This is a genomic window from Bosea sp. NBC_00550, assembly GCF_026020075.1.
Taxonomy (GTDB): domain Bacteria; phylum Pseudomonadota; class Alphaproteobacteria; order Rhizobiales; family Beijerinckiaceae; genus Allobosea.
Genome location: NZ_CP102772.1, coordinates 3367968 through 3393377, shown reverse-complemented (window position 1 = coordinate 3393377; position 25410 = coordinate 3367968). Strand labels below are relative to the sequence as shown.

Here is a 25410-nt window from a genome sequence, read left to right as displayed (position 1 = left end):
GGATCTGCCGGCCTGATGTCCGTGTTGCGTGCCCTGGCGAAATGGAGCGGTGCGGTCTTCGCGCTGACCGCGCTCCTGGCCTTTGCACCCGTCTTCCCATCCGCCTTTGCGCAAGGCGGGCCGGTCACGAAAGAGCAGATCAGGCCGGGCCAGCTGCCGACGGCCTCGCGGAACGAGATTCTGAGAATGGTCGAGGGCGTCTTCGACACGGCGTCGAAGACCGTGAGCCTGCCGATCGAGCGCTCGCTGGCGCTGTTCGGCGAGCCAAACGCCTATATCGTCGGTGGCGAGCTGAGCGGTTCCTTCGTCCTTGGCGGCCGGCATGGCAGCGGCGAGCTGCGCTTCCCGGAAGGGGCGCCCGAGCCGGTGATCTGGTCGGCCCTGTCGGTCGGCATCGGGCTCGGCGCCGATTACGGCCGGGTGATCATGCTGGTCTACGGGCTCGACCGGCGCGAGGACGTGTTCGGCGTCTATGCCAGCCTCGGCGGCAGCGCTCATTTCCTGGCTGGTGCCAATGCGACGATCCTCGCCTCTCCCCGTGCCAGGATCGTCCTCATCTCGTCGGGCCTCGGCCTGCGCTTCTCGGGCGATCTCAGCCGCATTCGCATCGAGCCGGCAGGCGAGCCGGAGGTGTTGCGCCCGCCAGGCAACATCTGCGGCAACCCGGCCGATTGTCCGCCATCTGGACGCCCCTGAGATGCCAGGAGAGAAGCACGTCTAGCGCCCCCGCTCGAGGGACCGGTAGGCGGTGGCATGGAGATCGTCGAGGCGCGCCGAGATGTCCATCGCGATCAGCCCGACCTCGCGATCGTCAGCGCCCTTGCGGACGTAGAGCGGCTCCGACCACAGGACGCAGCCGCGCCCGAAAGGCAGGGCGATGCTGGCCCGATCCCAGTTGTCTAGATCGAAGCGGGCGCTGGTGACGGCGGCGAAGAGATAGATCGGCCTGCCGGAGGCGCGGGCGAGCTGCACCGCCCCCTTGCCGGCGATGCGCGAGACCTTGGGAACATCGGCCGTCAGCATGACGCTGGTTCCATCGCGCAGAGCATCGCGCATCTCGAAGAAGGCGGGAACGGCGCGCTTGAGCTGGATCTTGGGGCGGCTCTGCGTCCCCGAGCCGCGGATGGTCCGGAAACCTGCCCGTTCGACGACCGAGGCGACGACCGCGCCGTCGAAATGCAGGGAGGCCAGGACGGCTACCTGCGAGGCCCCCTGCAGCGCGGCGAGGCTCAGCATCTGCTGGCCGTGCCAGGTCAGCGCGATGAAGGGCTCGCGGCTGCGCTCCCAGGGGCGGGCGCCGGGGATCTCCGGCTTGAACCGGGTGGTTCGCTGCACGAGGTCGATATAGGCATGCAGCGCGCGGCCGGCGAGCGCCGCGGACTGGCCTGAGCTGGGACGCATCATCCGATCTCCATGGTGAATCACCCGGAGTGGTCGGCTTCACGGCTTGCTGGAACATTGCGCGGCTGCAGGGCAGCAGGCCGCTTTCGTGCGAAATCAGGGCTGGAGCGCGGTATCGACCGCGTCAGCCGCTCCGGCCATGGCTGTGGTCCGTCTTGAGGCGCCGCTCGATGAAGCGGCTATAGGAGCCCATGCTGTAGCTGAACAGGGCATAGACGAGCGCGGCGAAGACATAGCCTTCCATCACGGCGATGCCCTGCCAGTTCGGGTCGCGCAGCGAGGCGCGCACCGTATCCAGGAAGTCGAGCAGGCCGATGATGGTGACCAGCGTCGTGTCCTGGAAGAAGCCGATGAAGATGTTGACCAGCGGCGGGATGACGATCTTCAGCGCCTGCGGCAGCACGATCTTGCGCATCGACAGCCAGTAGCCGAGGCCGAGCGAGGCGGCGGCCTCGTGCTGGCCCTTCGGCACCGCCTGCAGCCCGCCGCGGACCGTCTCGGCGATATAGGCGCCGGCGAAGATGATGATCGCGACCTGCGCCCGCAGCAATTTGTCGATGGTCACGCCGTCCGGCATGAACAGCGGCAGCATCACCGAGGCCATGAACAGGATCGAGACCAGCGGCACGCCGCGCACCATCTCGATGAAGATGACGGCGATGACCTGGATCGCCGGCAGCTTCGAGCTGCGCGCCAGCGCCAGCAGGACGCCGAGCACGAAGCCGAAGGCGAGGCCGACCGAGGAGAGCATGAAGGAGAGCGGCAGGCCGCCCCAGCTTGTGGTGGTGACGATCGGCAGGCCGAAGACGCCGCCATACATCAGGACGCCGCAGCCGAGCACGACCGCGAGCCAGAGCCAGAGCAGGTTTCTCGACCAGAAGCGCGGGATCATCGACACGATCATCACGGCGAGGAACAGGACCAGCGCCAGGGCCGGCCGCCAATGCTCCTCATAGGGATAGAAGCCGAAGATCATGAAGCGCAGCTTGGCTGCCAGGAAGGGCCAGCATGCGCCGTTGCCGGCCTTGCAGGCCTGCGGCCCTCCTTCCAAGACCGCGCGGGTGACGAGCCAGTCCCAGACGCCGGTGACCAGCCGATAGATCAGCCACAGGCAGGCGAAGGTGATGACGGCGTTGAGCGGCGAGCCGACATAGGGCTTCAGCCCCGAGAGCCACCGGCGCCCCTGCGAAGGACGGTCCGGCCGCTCGATGCCGAGCATCGCCGTGTTGGTCAGATCGGCCATCTCAGCGCTCCACCAACGCGACGCGGGCGTTGTACCAGTTCATGAAGAGCGAGATCGTGATCGACATGCCGAGATAGACCAGCATGAAGATGGCGATGCCCTCGATGGCCTGCCCGGTCTGGTTCATGGTGGTGTTCGAGACCATCACCAGATCGGGGTAGCCGATCGCGATGGCGAGCGATGAGTTCTTGAAGGTCGAGAGATAGGAGCTAGTCAGCGGCGGCACGATCACGCGCAACGCCTGCGGCAGCACGACGAGGCGCATCGTCTGGCGATCGTGCAATCCGACGGCGCGCGCGGCTTCCCATTGTCCGCGCCCGACCGAGAGGATGCCGGCCCGGACGATCTCGGCGACGCCGGCCGAGGCGGACAGTCCTAGCCCGACCAGAAGCGCCGTGAATTCCGGCGTGACCTGCACGCCGCCGGTGATGCGGAAGCGGCCCCTCTCCGGCCAGTTCACCACGAGATCGGGTTGCAGCAGCAGGATGGCGAGGAGCGGCGGCCCGAGCAGCGCGAGCATGACGAAGGGCCAGGCCGGGCGGGCTTGACCGGAGGCGACCCGCCGTCGCCGCAAGGCGGAGGCGACGACGAAGGCCAGCACGATGCCGAGGACCGCCGATGCCAGCACGCCGCTATGCGCGGACGACCATTGCAGAGAGGGAACGATCAGGCCGCCATTGCTGAGAAAGACGTCGGGCAGGATCTGCCAGGCTTCCCGCACCGGCGGGAAGACCGCGACGATGAGCGCGTACCAGAGGAAGAGATAGAGCAGCAGCGGAACGTTGCGCAGGGCCTCGACATAGATCAGGGCGAGGAAGGACAGCAGCGGATTGCGCGACAATCGCGCGATGCCGACGATCAGGCCGAGCACGCTCGACAGCATCACGGCGAAGATCGAGACCCAGACGGTGTTGAGCAGCCCGACGAGCAGGGCGCGGGCATAGGTGTCGCTGGATTCGTAGCGGATGAAGGATTGGCTGATGACGAAGCCGGCCGGCCGCGACAGATAGTCGAAGCCGGTCGCGATGTTCTGGTCCGCGAGCTTCCGCGAGACGGTGCCGAACAGATAGAAGCCGACGCCGACGACGAGGGCGACCGCCACGACCTGATAGAGGATGGCGCGCACGCGCACATCGTAGAGCAGCCGCACCGGGCTGGAGGTTGATGAGGCCATCGGGCTGTTCCGTGCTGGAGACGCACCGGCCGCATGGCGCGGCCGGTGGTTTCAGGTCAATCGAGGGAACGCACGTCGGCCGGGATCACCGGAAAGGCGGCGAGTAGATCAGACCGCCCTTGTTCCAGAGCTGGTTCGGGCCGCGGCTGAGACCAAGCGCGGTCTTCTCGCCCAGGCTGCGCTCGAAGATCTCGCCGTAATTGCCGTTCTGCTTGATCGCGTTGTAGGCCCATTTGACGTCAAGGTTGAGCATCTTGCCGAGATCGCCGGTGACGCCGAGCAGGCGCTGGACCTCGGGGTCCTTGCTCTTCAGCTGCTCGTCGATATTGCCCTTGTTGACGCCGTACTCCTCGGCCGCGATCAGGGCGTTGACGGTCCAGGAGACGATGTCGCGCCAGTTGCTGTCGTTCTGGCGGACGACGGGGGCGAGCGGCTCCTTCGAGATCGTCTCCGGCAGGATGACGAACTGCTTGGGGTCATTGGCCACGGCCCGCACCGAGGCGAGGTCGGAGCGGTCCGAGGTGATGACGTCGCAGCGGCCGGAGAAGAAGGCGTTGCGCCACTCGTTGTTGTCCTCGAAGACGACCGCCTCGTATTTGATGTTCCGCGGCTTGAAGTAGTCCTCGAGGTTCTGCAGCGTCGTCGTGCCCGGCAGCAGGCAGATCGCCGCCTGAGACAGCTCTCCGGCGCTCTTCACGCCGAGCTTGGTCGAAACCATCAGGCCCTGGCCGTCGTAGAAGACGATCGGCGCGAAATCGAGCCCGAGCGAGGTGTCGCGCGAGAAGGTCATCGTCGTCTGGCGCGACAGCAGGTCGACTTCGCCGGATTGCAGGCCCTGGAAGCGGATATTGGTGTTGAGCGGAACGAACTCGACCTTGTCCGGCGCGCCGAAGACGGCGGAGGAGACGGCGCGGCAGACGTCGCTATCGAAGCCCTGACGGACGCCCTTGTCGTCGGCGTAGGAGAAGCCCGCCGAAGTCGGGGAAACGCCGCAGAGAACCTTGCCGCGCTTCTTGACGGCATCGAGCGTCGCCTGCGCCGAGGCCGGAGCGGCAAACACTGAAAAAGCGGCCGCGGCGAGACCGAGCGCGGCCAGCTTGCAGAACATCTTTGGCATAGGCTTTCCCCTTGTGCACGCCTGTCGTCGGCGCGTCATAAGCGAGCCTATTGAGGCGGGATTGCCGCGGCAAGGGCCTTTCCGCGCTCTCGACGCCAGCCGCCGCTCGCCACCGAGATGACGGGCGCGTGATGCAGTGACGCCGCCGACCGGGCGCGATAGGCTGGGCTCGAACCGGATCGCACCCCTTGAAGCCCCGACTTGTCCCATTCCTGATGCTGTGGGTTCCCCTCGCGCTCGCCGGCCTGGGGGTGGGAGCCGGCGTCGAGATCATGCGGGCGCGCGAGGCCGTCCAGCGGGAAGGGACGACGCTGCACCGCGTCATCTCGCAGCGAGTCGAACAGCATGACGCGCATTTGACGAGCCTCGCGGCGGTGCTGGCGAGCTCGACGGCGGAGTCCGGCACCTTCCGGGCCGTCATCGAGGCGATGCAGCGCTTCTATCCCCGCATCGTGGCGGTCGAATTGATCGGGCCGGGAATCTCTCCGGATGTCTCGACCGGTCGAGCGCCGGGAAGTCTCGGGGATTTCGACCTGTCTGCGCTGTCTGCACGAATCGGCGAACTGGTGCCGGGTCAGGCGGCGACGCTCGCCAGTGCCGCGGGCACGCCGTTCTACGCCTTGGTCAAGCGCGTTCCGGACAGCGGATCAGGGCCGCGCGCGCTGGTGCTCGTTATCGACGCCCGGCTCCTGACCGAGCCGGAGGGCGGATTGCCCGGTGACGCCTTCCTCACCTTGCGCGATGCGTCCGGCACGGCGATCGTCGAGCAGGGACTGCTGGTGCCGCAAAAGATTCCGATCCCGAAATTCGCCTTCGAGAAGGCCCTGAGCAGCCGGTCCCAGCCGCTGGTCCTGACATGGGCGCGGCAACCGAAGATCGCCGAGATCCTGCCGCCGGGCTTGCTGATCGGCTGGCCGCTGGCGTCCTGGCTGGCCGTGTTCCTGTTGCTCGCGATGCTGCGTGAACGGCGTGCCGGCCAGCGGGCGCGCGAAGCGATGCGCCTGCATCAGCAGGAGGCGCGACTGGCCCATGCCATGCGGGTGAATACCGTCGGCGAGATGGCGTCCGGCATCGCCCATGAGATCACTCAGCCGCTGACCGCCATCCTGAGCCAGAGCCAGGCGGGCTTGCGCCTGGCGCGTTCGGGACTGGCGACATCCGAGGAGTTGACCGGCGTTCTCGATGCGAATGTGCGGCACGCCCGGCGTGCCGGCGACATCCTCGAGCGCCTGCGGGCCTATGTCACGCGCCGCGACCCGCAGCCCCAGCCGAACGATCTCAACCGGATCGTGCGCAATGTCGTCGAGCTGACGCAGCGTGATCTGCAGGAACGCGGGATCACGCTCACGCTTGAGCTGAGTGCCTCGGTGCCTTTGGCGCGGGTCGACCGCGTCTCGATCGAGCAGGTGGTGCACAACCTCGTCCGCAACGCCGCCGAGGCCATCGAGAACAGCCCTGGCGCGAAGCGGGAAGTCGTCCTTGCGACGCGTGTTTCCGGCGGCGAGGTCGAGATCTCCGTCAGCGATAGCGGCCCGGGTATCGCCGAGGCCGATTTGGCGCGGCTGTTCGAGCCGTTCTTCACGACCAAGAGCAGCGGCATGGGGCTGGGGCTGCCGCTCTGCGAGCGCCTGGTCGAGGCGGCGGGCGGACGCATCGCCGCGCGGAGCGATCCCGGCCGTGGCGCCGTCTTCACGGTGCGTTTCCCGGCTCTTGCCGCCGGGCAGGGGATCGCGGCCGAATGAAGCCCGCTGCCCGCACGGTCTACCTGATCGATGACGATGTCGATGTCCGGGATGCTCTCGCGCTCCTGCTGCGCACGATGGGTTTTGCGGCGAAGCCCTTCGCCAGTGTCCAGGCCTTCCTGGAGCGGCCGAACCCGCGTCATGACGGTTGCCTCGTCGCGGATATCCGCATGCCCGGAACATCCGGCCTGCAACTGCTCGAGCGCATGGCTGCCGAGGCGGGACAGATGCCGACCATCATCATCACCGGCCACGGCGATGTCGCCGCCTGCCGGCGGGCCTTCAAGGCCGGCGCAGTCGATTTCCTGACCAAGCCGATCGACGAACAGGTCCTGCTCGAGGCGATCGAGGCCGGCTTCGCGCTGCTGGACGAACGCGGCCGCACGCAGGCTGCGCGTGCCGGGCGCGATGCGCGCCTCGCGAAGCTGACCCAGCGCGAACGCGAGATCCTCGACCTCGTCGCCGAGGGGCTTTCGACCAAGGAGATCGCCCGCGCGCTGGAACTCTCGCCGCGCACGGTCGAGACCCACCGCGCCAACATCGCCGAGAAGCTGGGAGCCGGTTCCGTGGCGGAGATGGTTCGCTTCGCGCTCGACGGGTAGGGACGCTCGTCCAGGCCCTTTCTGCGTAGGACTACGGAGCCCCCTCCGGCACCGCACCGATCCTTTTTCGCCACGCCGCCCGGTAGCTTGGCCCCTGTCGAGCTCAGAGCTCGCCCCATGCCCCGCACCGGAGAGACCATGTCCAGGATCCTTTTTGCCGCCGCTGCGGCGCTCGCGCTTGTCCCCGCCATTGCCGGCGCCCAGGTCCTGCAGGAGCGCAACATTCCGCTCGGCATCGCGCAGGAGATCGCACAGGCGACGGTCGAGGCCTGCGCTACCAAGAACTTCAACGTCACCGCCACGGTCGTCGACCGCGCCGGCGTGGTCCGCGCCGTGTTGCGCGCCGACCGTGCCGGCCCGCATACGGTCGCGGCGAGCCGTGACAAGGCCTTCACCGCGGCCTCGGCCCGCAACGTCACCAGCGCCATCGCCGACGGCGCCGAGAAAAACCCGGCCGCACGCCATCTCGCCTCGATCGAGGGCTTCCTGCTGCTTGCCGGCGGCGTACCGGTCAAGGTCGGCGACGAGGTGGTCGGTGCGGTCGGCGTCGGCGGCGCGCCGGGCGGTCATCTCGACGAGGAATGCGCCAATGCCGGCATCGAGAAGGTGAAGGCCAAGCTTCGCTGAACCGGGCTGGCTCATAACAGGGCAGGTGGCCGCCATCGCGGCCGCCTGCGTCGCCGTTCGAGGAGCATCATGATGACGCGAAGATTGCTGGCCGCCCTGATCTTCGCGGCCGCCGTGTGTGTGGCTCCGGCCATGGCGCAGACGCCGCCCAGCGCTACCGAGCTCGCCGCCTATCGCGGCCTGCATGCGGCAGCTGCGGCTGGCGATGTCGCGACCATCCGCCGGCTGGCCGTGGCGGGCGACAATCTCGATGCGCGCGACGGCAATGGCCGAACGCCGCTTCATGTCGCGGCCTTTCAGGGGCATGGGGAGGCGGCTCGTCTCCTGATCGCCATCGGCGCAAAGCCCGGACTCCTCGACGATCAGCGCTATGATGCGGTGACGATCGCCGCGGTGCGCGACGACGTGCCCGTGGTGAAGGCGCTGCTGGCAACCGGCGCTTCGGCCAAGCTGATCACCAGCCGCTATGACGGCACGGCTCTGATCGCGGCCGCCCATCTCGGCCATGATGGTGTCGTCAGGGAGCTGATCGAAGCCGGGGCGCCGCTCGACCATGTCAACAATCTCGGCTGGACCGCTCTCATGGAAGCCGTGGTTCTCGGCGATGGCGGGCTACGACATGTCGAGGCGGCCCGCGCTCTGCTCGCGGCTGGCGCCGATCGCACGATCGCGGACCGCCAGGGCATCACGCCGCTGCAGCATGCCAGGGCTCGTGGGTATGTGGCGATGGCCGAGCTGCTGGAAACGGCGCCGCGGCGCTGAGATGCTATAGCCGGCCCTTTCCGGCCGCTCGCCCTGACTGAAAACCTCGCTGTCGTGGCATGGAACTCCGCTACCTGCTCCCCCGTTGAAGCCTGTAACGGAAGAGGTTGCCAATGCCTGCAAGAGCGATGGAATTGCGCCGTTCGGATGCTCTCACAGCGCCTGCCTGGCATGAGCGATGCCAGGATTCGAACGGAAACAGATATGTCGTCGCCGCCTGGCCGGATGCGAGGGGCGCTACGCGTTATGAGCTTCTCGACGGTACCGGCGTCAGGAAGATCGATCGGGAGACATTCGAGCTTCCCGGCGGCGTGCGGCTCCGCCGCGACGAAGACGCTCCGTTTTCGCATTGGGCTTGAGACAGCAGTCCGCTCGCCTTGCCGATAGAAACCTTCGTTAAGACACCCCGAGCCGCGGGAGAGCTGATGGCCGATGCTCCGCTTGCCTCGCAGCGCTCGCGCATGCGTCAATTCTTCCGGGTCGCCCTGCGCTTCTGGAGCGATCCGGAGACGCGGTGGCGCGCCTGGGGGATAACCGCGGCAGTGCTGGCCTTCGTCGCCGCGCAAATTACGACTGCAGTCGGCATCAACAGCTGGAACCGCCTGTTCTTCGATGCCCTCGAAAAGCGCGACGTGGCGGGCGTGTGGTCCGCGACGGGCTGGCTGCCGCTTCTCGTCGTGGCATCGGCCTTGTCGGTATCGGGCCTCGTCGTCAGCCGCATGCTGCTCCAGACGCGCTGGCGCGAGAACCTGACAGGGCGCGTCTCGGGCTGGTGGATCGCCGACCAGCGCTATTACCGCCTGGGTTTTCTGACCAAGAAGCTCACCGCGCCCGAATACCGGATCGCGGAGGATGTGCGCCTTTCGATCGAGCCGCTGGTGGAAATGGCGATCGGGCTGATCAGCGCCTTCATCACGGCGGCGACCTTCGCAGCCATCCTCTGGCAGGTCGCGGGCTCGGCAGAACTGACGCTCGGAGGGGTCACGGTGGTGATCCCGAGCTACATGGCGGTTGCCGCCGTCCTCTATGCGTTCGTGGCATCGGTGGCGGCCTATTTCACCGGCCGGCCGCTCGTCGGCCTCGTGTCGCACAAGAACGAGATGGAGGCCCAGTTCCGGGCTGAGATGACCCGGCTGCGCGAGAACGCCGAGAGCATCGCCCTCATTCGCGGCGACGCTGACGAATTGAGCGCCGTGGGCGAGAATTACGGGCGCGTCGTCGCGGCCTGGCTCAGAATCATTCGCCAGCAAGGCATCATCGCACTGGTGCTCAACACCAACGGCGCCCTGTTCCCGATCGTGCCGCTCCTGCTCATCGCGCCCAAATTCCTGGCAGGCGCCGTGACGCTGGGCGCGGTCGTGCAGGTCGTGGCCGCCTTCAGCGCGGTCCAGGCCGCGCTGATCTGGTTCGTCGACAATTTCGTCAGGCTGGCCGAATGGTTCGCTTCGGTGACCCGTGTCGACGAGCTGGTCGAGGAGCTGCAGGGCCTCGACGTCGGCACGATCATGGAGGGCGACTCCCGGATCGAGCTCGGAAACAGCGACGACGATGCGATCCATATCGAGAACCTGTCGCTCGCCCACAGCAATGGCCGCATCGTCGTCGCGGATGCGACGGTCGCCATCGAGCGGGGCGCGAAAGTCCTGATCGCCGGGGAGAGCGGCTCGGGCAAGAGCACGCTCATCCGCGCGCTGGCCGGGCTATGGCCCTGGGGTTCCGGGTCGATCCGCGTCCCCGAAGGACAGTCGATCGCCTTCGTCCCGCAGAAGCCCTATCTGCCGCGCGGCACGCTGCGCTCGATCCTGCTCTATCCGGCTTCCGACCAGGCGGTCGACGAGGAGACGATCACGGGCGCGCTGCAGCGTTGTGGCCTCGGCTATCTCTTCAAGCGGCTCGACGAGGACGATGATTGGGACCGTATCCTCTCCGGGGGCGAGCGCCAGCGCATCGCCTTTGCGCGCCTGCTGATCCAGAAGCCCGATATCATCGTCATGGACGAGGCGACCTCCGCGCTCGACGAGGAGAGCCAGGAATCGCTGCTGGGCCTGTTCGACAGTGAACTTTCTCAGGCCACGCTGATCAGCGTCGGCCATCGCCCGGGGCTGGAGGATTATCACGACCAGAAGATCACGCTGGAGCGCCGTCCCGCGGGCGCGCACATGACAACCAGGCGCCTCGGCAGGTCGCTGTGGCGGCTTTTCAGGAGCCGCAGGGCGGCCAATGAGGACGCCAAGGCCGATACGCCCTGAGGTTTGCGCCGGAGCTCACGCATCTTCCATGATGGGGAGTGGCCGGCTGACCGACCACTCCCGTGGCGTCAGCCCTTCACGAATGCGAGCAGGTCGGCGTTGAGCACCTCGGCATTGGTGGTGAGCATGCCGTGCGGGTAGCCCGGATAGACCTTGAGCGTGCCGTTCTTCAGAAGCTTGATCGATTCATGCGCGGAGGCGCCGATCGGCACGATCTGGTCGTCGTCGCCATGGGCCACCAGCGTCGGCACGCTGATCGCCTTCAGGTCTTCGCTCTGGTCGGTTTCCGAGAAGGCCTTGATGCCGTCGTAATGGGCCTTGGCGCTGCCCGCCATGCCCTGCCGCCACCAATTCCAGATCACGCCCTGGTCGACCTTCGCGCCCGGACGGTTGTAGCCGTAGAAGGGGCCGGTCGGGACATCGAGGAAGAACTGCGCGCGGTTGTCGGCGAGCGCCTTGCGAAAGCTGTCGAAGACCTCGATCGGCAGGCCGCCGGGGTTCTTCTCGGTCTTGACCATCAATGGCGGCACGGCGCTGACCAGCACCGCCTTTGCGACGCGGCCCTGAGGCTCGCCGAATTTCGCGACATAGCGGGCGACCTGGCCGCCGCCGGTCGAATGGCCGATATGGACGGCGTTCTTCAGGTCGAGATGCTCGACGACGGCCGAGGCATCGGCGGCATAGTGATCCATGTCATGGCCGTCCCAGACCTGCGACGAGCGGCCATGGCCGCGCCGGTCGCTGGCGACGACGCGATAGCCCTTCGACAGGAAGAAGAGGAGCTGCCCGTCCCAGTCATCCGAAGACAGCGGCCAGCCATGGTGGAACATGATCGGCTGGGCGTCCTTCGGACCCCAATCCTTATAGAAGATCTCGACCCCGTCCTTGGTGGTGACGAATGACATATCGATGTCCCTTCTGTGCGCCAAACATGGTCCTTGCAGGCCATCTTGTCCGATTGCCCCGCGTTTTGTCTCTTATCGTTCCGGCTTGGCAGATATGCGTCAACGCCGGCTGCGCCATGCCTCCGGCAGGACCCGGCATGACGCGTTAAAACCCGTGTGAAAGAAGTGGTCATCAGCGCCGCAACCGGCCGCTTTCGTCAAGAGCGACGAAAGTGCGGTCGCTGTTGAAGATGCATTAGATTGCGGTCGGCCGCTTCCGGGCATCTCCCGGTCAGGGCGCAACATAGGTCAGTTCCAGCCGCTGCGGCGGTCCCAGCTCGCGGCGGGCGGTCGAGATCGTTCGGACACTCGTCGGAGTGTGAGCGATCTCGTACATGCGGATCAGCCGCGCGCCTTCGAGATCGTGCTCCCGCAGGTCTGGGAGACCTGGCAGGGCGGACTCGGCCACGCAGGCAGTGAACGCGAAGGGCGTGTAGGCGGGAAGCTCATAGGGCTCCCACCCGTCGGATCCCATCGGGCTCGGGCGTTCCATGATCCACTCGGCGGTCGCGCCGCTGATGCGCAGGCCAGCGGGGGCAAGCGCATCGAAGGCTTGCAGGATGATGCCCTTGCTGACGTTCTTCAGATTGCAGCGCACGGTCGTTTCGTCGAGCACGGTGATGATGGCGCTGATCTCGTCATAGGCGTCGACCGGAAGCGCGAGATCCTGAATGGGCAGATCACGACCCCGCGCCCACCACTGGAACCAGCTCGAATATTCGGATCGTGGAGCCGGCTGCGTAAGGCGCTTCTGCCGAGTGCCGATCTGGGGGAGCGAGGAATCGAGATAGCGCTTCTGCCCGTCCAGCCCGATCCAGGTGGAGCTCTGATATTCCGAGGCATTTCCGCTTGTGGGTGCCGAGACTTCTGGCACCGTCCAGTTCGCCATCACGGACGCAAAGCTGCGGCCATCGCGCGGGGTGACGTATCCGCCCGACCAGTTCATGCTTTTCTGGGATGGCCAGGAGACCGGCGCGGCAATCGCGATGATCCCTGACGGCGGGGGCCCCGCCGTGGGCTCGACCGCGAGAAGGAAGCTCAAGGGAGGGGTGCCCGGACGGTGGCGCAGGAAAGCCCGGCGAAACGCTGCCGCCGTCCGATTGCCGCTGAATGCCATTTGTGTGGGCAGACCGAACAGGCGCAGTTCCTCGTCGTTCGCAGCCGCGGGATCGAAATGGTCCGGCGGCAGCGGATAGGGCACGATCGCACCATTCGGATGCAGGGATACGGTCCTGTCACGCGGGCGGATGACCATCACCGCCTCCTCAACCCGCTTTCCATTCGGCGGCGGCTTTCGTGACGGCCTCGCCAAAGGACCGGAGCGCATAATGGCTCACGCTTTGCCCGGTGCCGGTGTGCTTCGAGAGCTTCGCGAAAGCTGCGGATGCCAGTGCCGCGCCGGCCGCGGAATCGCTGGGGTAATGCAGCCCGGCGATCTCGCGGTTGCGAGCGACCCGCCGCGCCAGCGCCTTGATCGTCTCGGTCAGGGCGGTCCGGTCGGCCTGCGGCAGCGCCGGCGTCACGATCGTCAGCACATGTTCCATGCAGGCGGCCATGAGAAGCGCCTGGGTGGCATGGCCACTTGGGTAAGCCGAGTGTCCGGGCACGGGGATCGGCGGCATCAGCGCCGGGCATTCCCAGGAAGGGCGTGGCCGCTGAAAGACCTGCTTGTAGTAGAGGGCGCCGAAGGAAGCGACCAGGCTGGCGATATGCAGAACCCGGAATGTCTGCGGATGCGAAGCCGGTGTCATTGCCAGCGCCGCCATGAAGGTGCTGATGAACTCGCCATCCTGCCCGAGAATCTCGCCCAAGGCGGATGCCCTTTCGTCACGCGCGGCGGCGAGCAGGTTCTTGATCTCCAGCGCCTGCTTGGTCTCGGTCCCGACCAGGGTGTTCAGGTCGATCAGGATGTCGGCGAGGGTATTGTTCAGCTGGGTGGTGTTCCAGTTCGTTGCCGTGAAATCCGTCAGCACGCGGAAGGCAAGCCAGCGGGCAGCCCAGTTGCGATCCGCGAAGGTCACAGGGTCTCCGCCGCCGGCGGCATTGGTGAAGAGAATTTTCTTTACCGGTCCCGGTGTCGGATCCAGCCGGATATGAACCGACTTGTGAAGGTCGCGGATTCGGCCGCCGGTCGCCGTCGATTCCATCGAGAACGGAAAATCGGCCCTGTCGGGCACGAACCAGCTCCCGTCGTCGCCGCTGATGCCGGCGTTTCCCGTGTTTCCCGTGTTTCCGGTATTGCCGGTGTTGCCAGTATTGCCGGTCATCGCGTGAACCCCGCACGGTTGCTGTTGCGGCAAACTCGTTAGGCTTCGGCTCAGTCAGGCAGTCCTGCCTTCCGCAAATGCGTGATCCATTGCTCAAGAATAGGCGAGGCGAACGGGCAGCGCTGCGCGTAGGGGGTCAGTCGAAAATCGGGCTGGACCAAAAGAAGCCGGTCAGACGCGCTTGCAGCCTCTCTCGTTCGACCCGCAGCGATCAGGCTGGCGGCAAGCGTACGTAGAGTAAAGCGGATTGATGGATTATGGGCAACTGCACTTCGTGCCCAGCCAACCGCCTGATCATAGTCGCGGTTAATGTAGTGCGCCTGGGCCAGGATGCCTTCGTGCCAGAAGCGATAGGGATCGGCCGGGGCGAGGCGTTGACCTTTCTCGCCGTGCAGAACCGCCAAGGGCCCGTTGCCGACGAAGCCACGTGTGGCGCTGCTCATCGTCCAGGCCATCGCGACGCTCGGCCCGGCCTCGATCGCCCGGTCGAGGAAGCGCTGAGCCGTGACCGTATCGCGCAGGAAGAATGCCTGGACATGGCCGTAGATCGCGAGCGCGAGCGGGTCGTTGCCGTCGCGCTCGATTGCCGCCCGCGCCCGATCGACCGCCGCCTGCGCATCGCCATCGGGATCGGGCGAGCCCAGTTCGCCGACGCGGAAGACATGCCAGAGCGCGGTGTAGGTGAAAGGGGGAGCGTAGGACGGATCGAGCGTCATCGCTTGCTGGAGGAGGCCGCGCGCCCGGGCAAAGCTGTCGGCATCCATCTTGTAGAGCAGGTCGAGGGCCTGAAGCAGTAGATCGTATGCGGTCATGTTCTGCGGATGCTGCCGCAGGGCCCGCTGCAACTCGCGCTCGCGGACATGGGGCGCGACGGTCCGGACGAGCTTCAAAGCGATGCGGTCCTGCAGGTCGAACAGTTCGTTGACCCTGCCGTCATAGTGATCTGCACTGACCACGGCGCCGTTCTCGTTGGCGATGAGCTCGGTGCTGATGCGCACGCGACGGTCGGACAGCGAGACGGTGCCGTCCATCACGTAGCGAACGCCGAGCTTGCGCCCGAAGGCCACCGGGTCGATCCGCTGCCGGCCGTATTCCAGCGTCGAGCCGCGTGAGATGACGAACAGCTCCTTGAGCCCCGACAGCGACTGGATGATCGAGTCGACCACGCCGTCGGCGATGGAAACCTTGTGGGATCGGGAGCCGTTCATGCGAAACGGCAGGACCGCGATGGAAGCTCTGGCATCGATTGCGGCATGGCTTTCGCCGATCTTGCTGCTGGGAGCGGGCCCGGGCTCGGATCGAAGGGCGAAGACGCGCACCGGCCGTTCGTGATTGCGCAGGAAGATCTCGCCCATGTCGGAGCCCAGCGTTCTCGTCGCATCGTCAAGCTGATCAAAGACTGCCTCGGAGATGATCACTCCGTCTTGTTCGGCATAGGATTGCAGCCGGGCCGCGACGTTGACGCCATCTCCGAAAATATCGCCACTCTCGAAAATGACGTCGGCGAGATGGATTCCCATGCGAAACGCGATCCGCAGGGACATCGGTTGGTCGGCCGTCGCGGCTGTCAGCGCGCGCTGCAGCGAAAGGGCACAAAGGGTCGCCTGAAGCGCGCTTTCGAACGTGGCCAGAAATCCGTCGCCGGTGTTCTTGACGGTGTGCCCGCCATGCTCGCGCACACACGGATCGATCAGATCTGCGCGCAGACTCATCAGCCGCTGGTGCGTCGCTTCTTCCGCCGCTTCGCTCAGGCGCATGTAGCCGACCACGTCGGCTGAAAGGATGGCGGCCGGACGACGCTGCATCTGCGTTGGAGCTTTCGCACCTGGTCCCGGTCCTGTCCGGACCGGGATCGACAAGGATGGATCAAGCCTCCGCGAATGCTGGCATGAGAGCTTCGTCGGGTCTACCTGTAAGCGCTTCCGTATGGGAACCATGACGTGGAAAGGCGAGCCTTCGCCTTTCCACGAGTCGCTGTCCGTCCGGATTGCGTTCCGTTGCGGGTCGGCGATACGGACGGCTGAGTGGTCGGGACCGGCGGACAAGGGATACCGCCGATCTATTTCTTCGGGCCGCTATAGAGCATTTCTATTCGCGTCAGCCCGATATCGTTCAAGGTGTGCTCGTCGAGGGGCCCGGGGCCCGCTGCACCTCGCCAAAGGGTGTAGGCTGGCACCAGCCAGCGAAGCAGCCGCGGTGCTCTGCGCGATGGCGGCACCATGAGCGGCGCTTCCGTCGCGCCGTCGCGTAACGGGGCCAGAGCTGCTAGGTTCAGAGGCGCTTTAGCGCGGTCCAGAGCGTCGTACACGATGAGCTCCGTTCTCGATCGGCTCTCACCCGGCCGCGGAATGCGGTGCTGGGCGGCCTGTCGGGGCAGAGTTCTGTGCCGTTCACGCTTCACCTTCCGTGCGCTGGATCACATAGGAATAGACTGCTCCGAAAAGCCGGATACCGGGAGCACCAGATGAACGACGGATCCCATCGCATCGCGAGCCTTCTGTCGGTGAATCCGTTCTTCGCGGGCATGCTTCCGGGGACGCTGGAGGACATCGCGCTGATCTGTCGGCCGCAGCATCTGGCCGCACGCGAGGTCCTGTTCCTGAAGGGGGATCCGGGCGATGGCCTTTATGCCATCCGCCGCGGTCTGATCCGTATCGGCACGACAGATGATCTGGGGCAGCAGATGACCGTGAATCTGCTCGGAGGCGGCGACATCTTCGGCGAAATCGCCCTTCTCGATGGGCGTTCGCGAACCGCCGATGCGGTGGCCATGGAAGATACCGAGATGTTCTTCCTGCCGCGCCGGGATTTTCTGAAACTGCTTTCGGGCGACCCTGCAATTTCATTGCAGCTTATCGAGCTCCTTTGTGCGCGGTTGCGCGACGTGCTCCAGCGCATGGAGGACACCACCTTCTTCCCTGCCGCGACCCGGCTGGCGCGGCGCATCCTCACGCTCGCGATCGACTATGGGACGGAGGTGCACGCAACGCAGGACGAGTTGGCGTCGCTCAGCGGGATCACGCGCGAGACTGTGAACCGCCAGCTCCAGAGCTGGAAGCGGATGGGCGTTCTCTCGCTCGGCCGCGAACGCCTGACGATTCACGACATCGACGAGTTCCGCCGGATCGCGAAGATCGCAATGTCCAAGCCGGGCCGCACCAGCGTCTGAGCGTCGCTAAGCTTTTTCGGTGACGACAAGGGAATGGACCGGCACAGGTTGGTCGAACCCTTTCAAGACCTGCGCTTTCAGCTCGACGAGCGGCAAGCGGGAACCGATCGCGTCAGCCGCCGCGCGATCGCAGAGAATCTCGAAATCGCGGGCGGTCGAACACAGGCGCGAGGCGAGGTTCACGACATTTCCGATCGCCGTGTAGTCGAGGCGGCCCTCCGAGCCGATCCGGCCGACGGTCGCGAGGCCCATGGCAAGACCCACGCCGAACCCCAGCCGATGGTCGAGCTCGCGCTGACCGGCCAACAGCTTGTGCACGCCGACCTGCATGTCATGCGCCATTTCCAGGGCGCGCATCGCCGGGTCCGAGCAAGAGAAAGGCGCATTGAACAGCACCATCGCGCCGTCGCCGGAGAAGTTCGTCAACGTCGCTCCATGGGCGCTGACCACCTTTTCCAGAACGGTGTAGTACTCGCCGAGCATACCGATGACGGTTTCGGGTTCGGCCCGCGCCGAGAAGGCGGTGAAACCTCGCAGATCGCAGAACAGGACGACCACTTCGAGACGCCGCCCGTCGAGCAGGTGCTCGTCCCCGGTGCGTTCGACGAGTTCTGCCACCTGCGGGGCCAGGAAGCGCTTGAGCCTGCTTATGCGCTCCGAGCGCTCCTGCGAGATCGCCAGTTCGCTTGCCATCTCGTTGAAACGGGTCGCCAGCCGCTCGAACTCGTCGCCCGTCGCGAGGTGGATCCGGTGCTCGAAATGCCCTGCGCCGATCCGGGTCACCCCGTCTTCGAGAAGGACGATGGGCTCGACCATGCGTTGCGTGAGCCAGTAGGCCAGCACGGCAGCGAGGCCCGCACCGGCGACGAGCAGGGCCACCGTGCGCCATAAAGCGGCGTAGATCGGGCCGAACGCCTCCACGATGGGCTGCTTGACGACGACGGTCCAGTCGACCCCAGCGATGGGCGCCATGGCCGCGAGCACTCTGCCTCCCGTCAGATCCCGGCCGGCGATCGCCTCGCCCGGTTGGGCCAGGATCGATGCCCGCAGGTCCCGCAACGGCCCCGCCGCGGTCTCATCGGCGCGCAGGACCAGGCTGATGTCCGGGTGGGCGACGAGGCGGCCCGGCTGATCGAGCACGAAGGCTTCCCCCGTGCGCCCGACGCGGATCGCCGCGATCACGTCCCAGATGAATTTGAGATTGACCTCTGCGACCGCCACGCCGGCGGTTGGGCGGTTGCCAGCGACCGCAATCGTCATGAAAGGCTCCGAGCCGCGTTGAAACGTGACCGGCCCAAACCAGGCGCGATGCGAGCGCGCTCCCGCAACGGCCGGGTTCCCGGATTGATCATCCCCGCTTTCGACCCTGTTCAGGCCGATGCGGGACAGGAACAACCGTTCCCGGCCGGCGGCGTCGATAAGGCTGAGGCTCTGGATGGCCGGAACCTGCCGAAGCACGAGAAACGCATCGAGCCTGCGCTTCTCGTCGGCGCTATCCGACCAGGACAAGAGGACGGCCCATCCGAGCTGATCGCGGATGCCCTCGATGAAGTCCTGGATCTTGGCTGCCGCTGCTCGCGCCTCGGCATCGAGGATATCGTTCAGGCTGGTGCGCTGGTCGCGATAGCCGAACCACGCCTCGACACTCCCCGCGAACAGGAGCGGCACGACGACGGCCGCGAACAGGGCGAGAAAATACTTCCTGAACAGCGATAGTCGCGGCGCCGCTGGCATGTTGGACATCGCGTAGGCTCGCTCAGCGGCTCAACGGCCGGGTTATTCGATCACGAAGTCGGCACTGCTCAGGAGCGAAGGCGGGATGGACAGGCGGAGAGCGTTCGCAGCCTTGAGGTTGATGAACATCTCGACCTTGGTGACGCGTTGCACCGGCAGTTCCGACGGCTTCATGCCCTTGAGGATGCGGCCGGCATAGACGCCGGTGTGACGGTGCGATTGTTCGAAATCGCCGCCATAACTCATCAATCCGCCGGCAACGGGGAAGTCTCGGGACTGGGTGATCGCCGGTACGGCGTGGGCGGCCGCGAGCGCGGCGAGCTGTGGGCTGCGGTAAGCGAAATAAGGGTCCGACGTGAAGATGAGGCCGCCTGCGCCGGCTTGAGCGGCCCCGGCGAAAAGCGCGCCAAACTCCTGTTCCGTGCTGGCCTTGAGCAGATGCAGCGTCACTCCGAGGCTGCCTGCGGCATTATGAAGGTTCGTCAATTGCGAGTTCGAGGTCGGGCTTGCCGGGTTCACGGCGACCGCGAAGAGCTTGGCGCTCGGCAGCAATTCCGCCATGAACTCCAGCCGCTTGCGCGACACCTCGACGCTCAGGCTTGATACGCCGGTGAGATTGCCGCTGGGCCGGGACAGGCTGTCCACCAGCCCGAGGGCAACGGGGTCTCCGCCCAGCTCGAATACGACCGGAATCGTGGCCGTCGCCGATTTCGCCGCGAGCGCGACCTCGGCGCCTCCGGGAGCGACGATCACGCTGGCATTGCGCTGGACCAGATCCTTGGCCAGCGCCGGCAAGCGCTGGTACTGGCCTTCCGCCCATCGATAATCGATCACGACGTTGCGCCCCTCGGCATAGCCGGCCTCGGCCAGCCCGGCGCGAAAGGCCACGAGGCGACTGGCGTAGCGATCCGGGGTTTCCGAGCCGAGATACCCCAGCAGCGGCATTGCGGGTTGCTGCGAGTAGGCCGGGCCGGCCCATGCCGCCGCCCCGCCAGCAAGCACGAGGACGTCGCGCCGGCTCATGCGATCGGGAGCCTCTGTCGAGGCGAAGGGCAGAAAGCGCAAGGCCGTCTCCTCCCAACGGCGCTCATCTGTATCGAGCGGGCGGATATTACTCCAGCCATTCGGCAACGGCATCGTTTTGTTGTGGCGCTCGGTATGCGGAAACAACTCTTTATTGCCGCCTTCCCATGAGGAATGGGCGCATCGGGCGTTCCCATGCATTGTCGCGCGGCGGCGATGCGACCGGCGCGACCGCGCAGCGGGCTAACTTCCTTCGAAAACGCGCCTGCGCGCGCTTTCAAGGTGGGTTTGCATGGAGCGGCGCGCGCCCGTCTCGTCGCCGCTCTCGATCGCGTCCAGGATCGCCCTGTGCTCGATCTGGACCGTCAGAAGGCGGGGGCGCGGCTGGATCAGCGAGAGGTTGCGATTGAGGCTGATGCCGGTCGCGATCTGCTCGTGGAGCCCGTTGAGCGTGGTCACGAAGAAATGGTTGCCGGTGGTCTCGGCGACGGCGCGGTGGAAGGCGATATCCTCCTCGACGCCGAGCCGGCCCTGCTCGCTGACGATCTCCAGCGCGTTGAAGGCGTGGCGCAATCTCAGAAGCCCGTCCTCATCGCGCATCTTCGCCGCCAGCGCGGCGATCTCTCCTTCCACCGCGATGCGGAAGACGAAGCAGCGCTGGATGTCCGCAATGCTGCTGATCGGCGCGAAGCTGCGGACATCGGGGGCGGGCCGGCGCAGGACATAGGAGCCGGAGCCGCGCCGCGATTCGACCAGGCCGTCGTCGCGCAGGCGGCCGAGCGCCTCCCGCACGATCGGGCGGGAAACGGCAAGGCGCTCGGCGAGCTCGCTCTCGGCGGGCAGCCGCGCCGCCACCGCGAAGTCCCCGGTCATGATCTGGCTCAGAATATACTCGTAGACGCGGTCGCCGAGCTTGCCCGCCGCCACCTTTCTCGCTGCCGTCACCGCTTCGCCCCATCGCAGTTGCCGACATTCTAGTGCAGGGCCGGCTTCGGTGCATCGTCTAAAAAACTACTTTACAACTTATTTTACAAATTATACTCGCTTTTATGGTCGCCAGGCTTAGGATCAGCCGTTCGAGTGGGCTGGGTAAGAAGAATTCGCTGGGAGAGACGAGATGAATTTCAGCTCTCGGGATCACTTGTGCGGCGTGCTGCTTACGTGTCTCGGCGGTGCGCAGGGCCGGCAGAAGATCGAGCTGACTCAGTTAGGGAGGCCGGGCAGAAGGTCGTCGCCGGTATCCGGCCGGAGCATCTCGGTTTGGGCGCAAGCCCGCTCGACGCGACGGTCACGATGATCGAAATGACCGCCCGGAGCGGCTCGTCAGCCTCGATCTCGGCGGCGCCGCACGGGTTGCGACCACCGGCAAAAGCAGGAAACTTGCCGTCGGCGAGCACATTCCGCTCGCTATCGACCCCACCGCCATCCATGTCTTCGAAGCCGCCGGCGGGCGGCGCATCTCCTCGGGAATGAACTGATGTCCAAGCTCAAGCCGGAAACCCGCGCCAAGCTCCGCACCGTCTCGGTCGCGACGGTCTGCACCGCGCTGTTCAAGCGCGGCCTCCGCAACCAGTTCATCCAGGATGTGCGGCCCCTGAGCCCGAACACCGGCACCATGGTCGGCGAGGCCTTCACCCTGCGCTACATCCCGGCGCGGGAAGACCTGAATCCGCTCTCGGTCTTCCTCGACAGGGCACATCCGCAGCGCAAGGCGGTCGAGGATTGTCCTCCCGACGCGGTGATGGTGATCGACAGCCGCAAAGACCCGCGGGCCGCCTCGGCGGGCGCCATTCTCGTCTCGCGCCTGATGAAGCGTGGTGTCGCCGGCGTCGTCACCGATGGTGGCTTCCGCGATTCTCCGGAGATCGCCGCGCTGCCGTTCCCGGCCTATCACAACCGGCCGGCGGCGCCGACCAACCTGACCTTGCATCAGGCTATCGACATCAACGTGCCGATCGGCTGCGGCGATGTCGCGGTCTGGCCGGGCGATGTCGTGCTCGGTGACGGCGAGGGCGTGGTCGTCATCCCCGCCCATCTCGCCGACGAGGTGACCGAGGAGGCGGTCGAGATGACGGCCTTCGAGGATTTCGTCGCCGAGGAGGTGATGAAGGGCCGCTCGATCCTCGGGCTCTACCCCGCGACCGAGGAGCAGACGAAGATCGACTTCGCGGAATGGCGCCGCGCCAACAACCGCTGAGGCACGCTCCGCCTAAGGCTCGGAACGCCTGTTCCCGAGCCAGACCAGCGCGAGGCCGGAAGCAGCGAGCAGGCCGCCGGCGATCGGGATGGCGGCATAGCCGAGGTCCAGGCTGATGACGGCGGCGCCAAGCGCGGCGCCGACGGCATTGCCGAGGTTGAAGGCGCCGACATTGATCGAGGAGGCGAGGCCCGGCGCCTCGGACGCAGCCTCCATCACGCGCATCTGCACCGGTGGCACGATCGCGAAGGCCGCCGCGCCCCAGACCAGCAGGCCGATGGCCGCGCCGATATGGCTGGTGATGGCCAGGGGCAGGGCGAACATGATCACGGCGAGCGCACCGAGGAATATCTTCGTCGCGCCGTCCAGCGACCAGTCGGCCAGTCGCCCGCCGAGCGCATTGCCGAGGGTGAAGCCGACGCCGATCAGCACCAGCCCGAGCGTGACGAAGCCGTCGGACGCGCCGGTCAGGGTCGCGAGAACGGGCGCGACATAGGTGTAGAGGGTGAACATGGCGCCCGCGCCCATCACGGTCGTCGCCATCGCCAGCAGCACGGCCGGGCGGGTCAGCACGCGCAATTCACGTCGCAGGTCGGGCCGCGTGCCTGCCTCACCGCGCGGAAGCGCGAACCATAGCGCAGCGATTGCGGCGAGCCCGAGCACGGCCGTGCCGGCGAAGGCCATGCGCCAGCCGATCTGCTGGCCGATCCAGGTCGCCGCAGGCACGCCGCCGATATTGGCGATCGTCAGGCCCATGAACATCGCCGCGACGGCGCTCGCCTGCTTCTCCTTCGGCACCACGCTGGCCGCCACCACCGCGCCGAGCCCGAAGAAGGCGCCGTGGTTCAGGCTGGTGACGAGGCGGGCGAGCAGCAGGGTGAAATAGCCCGGCGCCATCGCCGACATCAGATTGCCGATGGTGAAGATGCCCATCAACAGCATCAGCGCGGTGCGCTTGCCGAAACGGCTGAAGGCGAGCGTCATGACCGGCGCGCCGAGCATCACGCCGATCGCATAGGCGCTGATCAGCAGGCCCGCGGTCGGTATCGAGACGTCCACGCCCTGGGCGATGACGGGCAGGAGGCCCATCGGCGAGAATTCGGTGGTGCCGATGCCGAAGGCGCCGACGGCGAGCGCCAGCAGCGCCCAGCGGGCATGCGGCGCGGCGGCGGCTTCGGCCGTCGCCGAACAGGTGGTTGCGGTCATTGTCGCCTCGGCTTCACGCGTCCCAGGCGGGCGCCAGGCCCGCCGGGCTGACGAGCCGCCCGTCCGGTCGGGCCAGTTGCGCGATTGCTGTCATGTCCGCATCGGACAGCGCAAAATCGAAGATCGCGATGTTCTCGGCGATACGTTCCGGCTTCGCGGTCTTCGACAGCGCGACGAAGCCCTGCTGGACCAGCCAGCGCAGTGCGACCTGCGCGGCGCTCTTGCCGTATTGCGCGCCGATCTTCTGCAGGACGAGGTCGCGCGGCACGGCCCCATCGGCCATGCCGTAATAGGCGGTGATCGCGATGCCGGCCTGCTTCGCGGCGGCGGCGAGACGACTTTGGTCCAGATAAGGATGCAGCTCGACCTGATTGGTGACGATCGGCGTGGTGCTCAGCGCTGCCGACGCCCGCATCTGCGCGATGTTCTGGTTGCTGACGCCGACGAAGCGCGTCTTGCCTGCCTTCTGCACCGCGTCCAGCATCGCGATCTGCTCGGCGATGGCGACCTCGGCCGGCCAGTGCAGCAACAGCAGATCGACCTGGTCGACCTTCAGCTTGCCGAGGCTCTCATCCACCGAGGCGGCGAATTTGGCGGGGCTGTAATTCTCGACCCAGACCTTGGTGGTCAGGAACAGGTCGTCGCGGCGGGCTCCCGCGCTTGCAAGGGCCCGGCCTAGCGCCGCCTCGTTCCCGTAGATCTGGGCGGTGTCGAAGTGGCGGAAGCCGGCTTCCAGCGCGGCGGGCACAACGGCCTCCACCTCGGCGTCCGACATGCGGAAGACGCCGAAACCGAGCGCCGGAATCTCCGCGCCATGCGCTTTCACGATTTCCATTGTCTGTCTCCTGAGTGCTTAGGCGGCATGCGCCTTGGGTTTGGTGGCGAGCGCCGGGATGACGTCCGACGCCAGTTCTTCGATGATCTCCACCGGCGGCCGTGCCGACTGCCTGAGGTTGAGGGCGAGGTGGTCGACTCCGGCGGCTACCAGCGCCTGCAGATGCGCGATCAGCCCGTTGCGACCCACGCGCGCGCCGAAGCGGATGGGCTCGGCCGGCGCGGCGGCATCGTCCAGAAGATCGAGATGGAAGGCGCTGATGAACGCGCCCGGGCCGGTGGTGGCGGCCCGCCAGCGCGCGACCTGCGCGGCCATGCGCTCGACGCTGCCGGGATAGACGAAGCGGCCATCCATGTTGGCCGCGAGCCAGGCGTCGTCCTGCCGCGCCTGTCCGGCGACGACGAGCGGTATGCTCGGCTGGTCGGGCCGGGGCAGCAGATCGAGCCCCGCCATCCGCTCTCCGTTCACCGGCAGCCCGCCGGGCTGCCATGCCGCGCGCAGATAGGCGACGGCCTCGCGAAAGGCTTCGCCCCGTGTCTCGAAATCGAGACCGAGCAGTGGATATTCGACCGGCCGGTCGCCCGAGGCGACGCCGAGGATCAGACGACCTCCGGACAATGCGTCGACCGAAGCCGCGGCCTTGGCCGTCATCAGGGGATGGCGGATCGGCAGCACGACGGCGGCCGTTCCGAGCGCAATATTGCGCGTCTGGCCGGCGAGGAAGCCGAGCAGCGTGAAGACGTCGTATACCGAGCCTGCGTCGCCCATATTGACCCGGTCGAACACCGGCACGTCGCGCAGCCAGACGGCCGAGAAGCCGAGATCGTCGGCCCAGCGGATCAGCTCCGTCTGCCGGCTGAGATCGGGGACGCCGGGCGGACGCCCCTGCTCGGTGCGGCGGGCTTCGCCGGCGGGCGACCAGTCGTTGTCGAGCGGCAGCTCGAGGCCAAGAGTCAGGCGATCCGGCTTCCGGATCAGGTCCAATGCGGAGTTCCGTGTCATGGCCGGGAGATAAGGCACCGCGACCAGCTTGATAATCACGCCTCCTGCCACATTATCTGTGAACGGGCTTCACAGGCGAGGGCGTCCTGGATAATCGCGCCGGCGGCTTACGGCGT

At 66.5% G+C, this 25410-nt stretch carries 22 protein-coding genes; 8 read left to right on the top strand and 14 right to left on the bottom strand.

The window, feature by feature from the left end:
• The first annotated feature begins 15 nt into the window (after positions 1 to 15).
• Positions 16 to 696 carry an EipA family protein gene (locus NWE53_RS16290; protein ID WP_265050420.1) on the top strand — a complete coding sequence of 227 codons (681 nt, stop codon included), beginning with the start codon at positions 16 to 18 and terminating at the stop codon, positions 694 to 696.
• Positions 697 to 717: 21 nt separating this feature from the next.
• On the opposite strand, the gene NWE53_RS16285 is transcribed toward NWE53_RS16290, so the two are convergent.
• The 4 genes from NWE53_RS16285 to NWE53_RS16270 all read right to left on the bottom strand — a co-directional run bounded on the left by NWE53_RS16285 (position 718) and on the right by NWE53_RS16270 (position 4926).
• On the bottom strand, positions 718 to 1401 hold the full coding sequence (locus NWE53_RS16285; protein ID WP_265050419.1) for a lysophospholipid acyltransferase family protein: 684 nt from the start codon (positions 1399 to 1401) through the stop codon (positions 718 to 720).
• 124 nt (positions 1402 to 1525) lie between these two features.
• Positions 1526 to 2644, bottom strand: a complete 1119-nt coding sequence (locus tag NWE53_RS16280; RefSeq protein ID WP_265050418.1) for an amino acid ABC transporter permease — start codon at positions 2642 to 2644, stop codon at positions 1526 to 1528.
• Between the two features lies 1 nt (position 2645).
• Entirely contained in the window at positions 2646 to 3818 is a 1173-nt protein-coding gene (locus NWE53_RS16275; RefSeq protein ID WP_265050417.1) for an amino acid ABC transporter permease, read from the bottom strand.
• 85 nt (positions 3819 to 3903) lie between these two features.
• On the bottom strand, positions 3904 to 4926 hold the full coding sequence (locus NWE53_RS16270) for an amino acid ABC transporter substrate-binding protein (protein ID WP_442865038.1): 1023 nt from the start codon (positions 4924 to 4926) through the stop codon (positions 3904 to 3906).
• 197 nt (positions 4927 to 5123) lie between these two features.
• Here NWE53_RS16270 and NWE53_RS16265 point away from each other — a divergent pair, with 197 nt between their 5' ends.
• The 5 genes from NWE53_RS16265 (at position 5124) to NWE53_RS16245 (ending at position 10917) form a co-directional block, all read left to right on the top strand.
• Positions 5124 to 6677, top strand: a complete 1554-nt coding sequence (locus NWE53_RS16265; protein WP_265050415.1) for a sensor histidine kinase — start codon at positions 5124 to 5126, stop codon at positions 6675 to 6677.
• Positions 6674 to 7279 carry a response regulator transcription factor gene (locus tag NWE53_RS16260; RefSeq protein WP_265050414.1) on the top strand — a complete coding sequence of 202 codons (606 nt, stop codon included), beginning with the start codon at positions 6674 to 6676 and terminating at the stop codon, positions 7277 to 7279. Before NWE53_RS16265 ends, NWE53_RS16260 begins: the two co-directional genes overlap by 4 nt.
• Before the next feature lie 138 nt (positions 7280 to 7417).
• Positions 7418 to 7906, top strand: a complete 489-nt coding sequence (locus NWE53_RS16255) for a GlcG/HbpS family heme-binding protein (RefSeq protein WP_265050413.1) — start codon at positions 7418 to 7420, stop codon at positions 7904 to 7906.
• 72 nt (positions 7907 to 7978) lie between these two features.
• A complete protein-coding gene (locus tag NWE53_RS16250) occupies positions 7979 to 8668 on the top strand; it encodes an ankyrin repeat domain-containing protein (protein ID WP_265050412.1) in 690 nt (229 codons plus the stop codon).
• A 425-nt stretch (positions 8669 to 9093) separates the two neighbouring features.
• Complete coding sequence (locus NWE53_RS16245; protein ID WP_265050411.1) at positions 9094 to 10917, top strand: ABC transporter ATP-binding protein/permease; 1824 nt, start codon at positions 9094 to 9096, stop codon at positions 10915 to 10917.
• 68 nt (positions 10918 to 10985) lie between these two features.
• Here NWE53_RS16245 and NWE53_RS16240 read toward each other — a convergent pair whose 3' ends face one another.
• From NWE53_RS16240 to NWE53_RS16225, 4 genes are all read right to left on the bottom strand, one after another.
• The gene (locus tag NWE53_RS16240; RefSeq protein ID WP_265050410.1) at positions 10986 to 11822 is read right to left on the bottom strand and encodes an alpha/beta fold hydrolase; all 837 of its coding nucleotides are present in this window, start codon (positions 11820 to 11822) and stop codon (positions 10986 to 10988) included.
• Positions 11823 to 12093: 271 nt separating this feature from the next.
• Complete coding sequence (locus tag NWE53_RS16235; protein ID WP_265050409.1) at positions 12094 to 13116, bottom strand: G1 family glutamic endopeptidase; 1023 nt, start codon at positions 13114 to 13116, stop codon at positions 12094 to 12096.
• A 10-nt stretch (positions 13117 to 13126) separates the two neighbouring features.
• Positions 13127 to 14128 carry a phosphatase PAP2 family protein gene (locus tag NWE53_RS16230; RefSeq protein ID WP_265050408.1) on the bottom strand — a complete coding sequence of 334 codons (1002 nt, stop codon included), beginning with the start codon at positions 14126 to 14128 and terminating at the stop codon, positions 13127 to 13129.
• Positions 14129 to 14178: 50 nt separating this feature from the next.
• Entirely contained in the window at positions 14179 to 15933 is a 1755-nt protein-coding gene (locus tag NWE53_RS16225) for an adenylate/guanylate cyclase domain-containing protein (RefSeq protein WP_265050407.1), read from the bottom strand.
• A 698-nt stretch (positions 15934 to 16631) separates the two neighbouring features.
• On the opposite strand from NWE53_RS16225, the gene NWE53_RS16220 reads away from it, so the two are divergent.
• Complete coding sequence (locus tag NWE53_RS16220; protein ID WP_265050406.1) at positions 16632 to 17297, top strand: Crp/Fnr family transcriptional regulator; 666 nt, start codon at positions 16632 to 16634, stop codon at positions 17295 to 17297.
• A 6-nt stretch (positions 17298 to 17303) separates the two neighbouring features.
• Here NWE53_RS16220 and NWE53_RS16215 read toward each other — a convergent pair whose 3' ends face one another.
• From NWE53_RS16215 to NWE53_RS16205, 3 genes are all read right to left on the bottom strand, one after another.
• Positions 17304 to 19040 (bottom strand): cache domain-containing protein, encoded by a 1737-nt coding sequence (locus NWE53_RS16215; RefSeq protein WP_265050405.1) that lies wholly within the window; start codon positions 19038 to 19040, stop codon positions 17304 to 17306.
• A 33-nt stretch (positions 19041 to 19073) separates the two neighbouring features.
• Entirely contained in the window at positions 19074 to 20054 is a 981-nt protein-coding gene (locus NWE53_RS16210; protein ID WP_265054930.1) for an ABC transporter substrate-binding protein, read from the bottom strand.
• 243 nt (positions 20055 to 20297) lie between these two features.
• Positions 20298 to 20999 (bottom strand): FadR/GntR family transcriptional regulator, encoded by a 702-nt coding sequence (locus NWE53_RS16205; protein WP_265050404.1) that lies wholly within the window; start codon positions 20997 to 20999, stop codon positions 20298 to 20300.
• Between the two features lie 532 nt (positions 21000 to 21531).
• Between NWE53_RS16205 and NWE53_RS16200 the strand changes: the two genes are divergently transcribed.
• Complete coding sequence (locus tag NWE53_RS16200) at positions 21532 to 22251, top strand: ribonuclease activity regulator RraA (protein ID WP_265050403.1); 720 nt, start codon at positions 21532 to 21534, stop codon at positions 22249 to 22251.
• 12 nt (positions 22252 to 22263) lie between these two features.
• Here the strand turns inward: NWE53_RS16200 and NWE53_RS16195 are convergent, their stop codons facing one another.
• The 3 genes from NWE53_RS16195 to NWE53_RS16185 are packed head-to-tail and all read right to left on the bottom strand — an operon-like array spanning position 22264 to position 25333.
• Positions 22264 to 23457, bottom strand: coding sequence for an MFS transporter (locus tag NWE53_RS16195; protein ID WP_265050402.1), 1194 nt, complete (start codon positions 23455 to 23457; stop codon positions 22264 to 22266).
• Positions 23458 to 23470: 13 nt separating this feature from the next.
• A complete protein-coding gene (locus tag NWE53_RS16190; protein ID WP_265050401.1) occupies positions 23471 to 24292 on the bottom strand; it encodes an aldo/keto reductase in 822 nt (273 codons plus the stop codon).
• An 18-nt stretch (positions 24293 to 24310) separates the two neighbouring features.
• Positions 24311 to 25333, bottom strand: a complete 1023-nt coding sequence (locus NWE53_RS16185; protein ID WP_265050400.1) for a TIGR03571 family LLM class oxidoreductase — start codon at positions 25331 to 25333, stop codon at positions 24311 to 24313.
• Positions 25334 to 25410 lie beyond the last annotated feature (77 nt).

Coding starts and splice junctions, on each gene's coding strand:
- NWE53_RS16290 (WP_265050420.1), top strand. CDS start 16: ATGTCCGTGTTGCGTGCCCTGGCGAAATGGAGCGGTGCGGTCTTCGCG.
- NWE53_RS16285 (WP_265050419.1), bottom strand. CDS start 1,401: ATGCGTCCCAGCTCAGGCCAGTCCGCGGCGCTCGCCGGCCGCGCGCTG.
- NWE53_RS16280 (WP_265050418.1), bottom strand. CDS start 2,644: ATGGCCGATCTGACCAACACGGCGATGCTCGGCATCGAGCGGCCGGAC.
- NWE53_RS16275 (WP_265050417.1), bottom strand. CDS start 3,818: ATGGCCTCATCAACCTCCAGCCCGGTGCGGCTGCTCTACGATGTGCGC.
- NWE53_RS16270 (WP_442865038.1), bottom strand. CDS start 4,926: ATGTTCTGCAAGCTGGCCGCGCTCGGTCTCGCCGCGGCCGCTTTTTCA.
- NWE53_RS16260 (WP_265050414.1), top strand. CDS start 6,674: ATGAAGCCCGCTGCCCGCACGGTCTACCTGATCGATGACGATGTCGAT.
- NWE53_RS16255 (WP_265050413.1), top strand. CDS start 7,418: ATGTCCAGGATCCTTTTTGCCGCCGCTGCGGCGCTCGCGCTTGTCCCC.
- NWE53_RS16250 (WP_265050412.1), top strand. CDS start 7,979: ATGACGCGAAGATTGCTGGCCGCCCTGATCTTCGCGGCCGCCGTGTGT.
- NWE53_RS16245 (WP_265050411.1), top strand. CDS start 9,094: ATGGCCGATGCTCCGCTTGCCTCGCAGCGCTCGCGCATGCGTCAATTC.
- NWE53_RS16240 (WP_265050410.1), bottom strand. CDS start 11,822: ATGTCATTCGTCACCACCAAGGACGGGGTCGAGATCTTCTATAAGGAT.
- NWE53_RS16235 (WP_265050409.1), bottom strand. CDS start 13,116: ATGGTCATCCGCCCGCGTGACAGGACCGTATCCCTGCATCCGAATGGT.
- NWE53_RS16230 (WP_265050408.1), bottom strand. CDS start 14,128: ATGACCGGCAATACTGGCAACACCGGCAATACCGGAAACACGGGAAAC.
- NWE53_RS16225 (WP_265050407.1), bottom strand. CDS start 15,933: ATGCAGCGTCGTCCGGCCGCCATCCTTTCAGCCGACGTGGTCGGCTAC.
- NWE53_RS16215 (WP_265050405.1), bottom strand. CDS start 19,040: ATGTCCAACATGCCAGCGGCGCCGCGACTATCGCTGTTCAGGAAGTAT.
- NWE53_RS16210 (WP_265054930.1), bottom strand. CDS start 20,054: ATGAGCCGGCGCGACGTCCTCGTGCTTGCTGGCGGGGCGGCGGCATGG.
- NWE53_RS16200 (WP_265050403.1), top strand. CDS start 21,532: ATGTCCAAGCTCAAGCCGGAAACCCGCGCCAAGCTCCGCACCGTCTCG.
- NWE53_RS16195 (WP_265050402.1), bottom strand. CDS start 23,457: ATGACCGCAACCACCTGTTCGGCGACGGCCGAAGCCGCCGCCGCGCCG.
- NWE53_RS16190 (WP_265050401.1), bottom strand. CDS start 24,292: ATGGAAATCGTGAAAGCGCATGGCGCGGAGATTCCGGCGCTCGGTTTC.